Annotated in this window: 1 protein-coding gene; it reads right to left on the bottom strand. The window is 40.6% G+C overall.

Going from position 1 to position 502, the window contains the following annotated elements:
* The coding region (locus tag BBI01_RS07980; RefSeq protein ID WP_123862110.1) for a radical SAM protein at nucleotides 1-502 on the bottom strand (502 nt) is incomplete at both ends.

Genomic DNA, 502 nt, shown 5'->3' with positions numbered 1-502 from the left:
TCCTTTCCATTGGTTTTCGTTCTTTTTAGAGGTGCCTTCGATCAAAATCTGATGGGTTCTTCCCACATAAGATTTCATTCTTTTTCTGGAAAGTTCTCCCTGTAATGCAATAACTTCTGCCAAGCGTCTTTGTTTTACGTCGGCAGGAATGTTATCTTCCATTTTTTTGTGCGCAGGCGTTCCCGGTCTTTCTGAATAAGCGAACATGTATCCGTAGTCATACTCCACTTCTTTCATTAAACTTAATGTATCCTGATGATCTTCTTCAGATTCATTACAGAATCCAACGATCATATCCTGTGAAAAGGCAACATCAGGAACAATTTCCTTCGCCTTTTTAATTAAATCAAGGTATTCTTCACGGGTATGCTGCCTGTTCATGGCTACCAGCATATTATTGCTTCCGCTCTGTACCGGGAGGTGTACGTATTTACAGATATTGTCGTGTTTTGCCATCATCCTGAATACATCCAGGCTCATATCCTGAGGATTGGAAGTTGAG

Origin of the sequence: Chryseobacterium artocarpi (genome assembly GCF_001684975.1) — a bacterium.
Taxonomy (GTDB): Bacteria; Bacteroidota; Bacteroidia; order Flavobacteriales; family Weeksellaceae; genus Chryseobacterium; species Chryseobacterium artocarpi.
The sequence above is the reverse complement of the archived record's forward strand: the minus strand, read 5'-3'. Positions and strand labels throughout refer to the sequence as shown.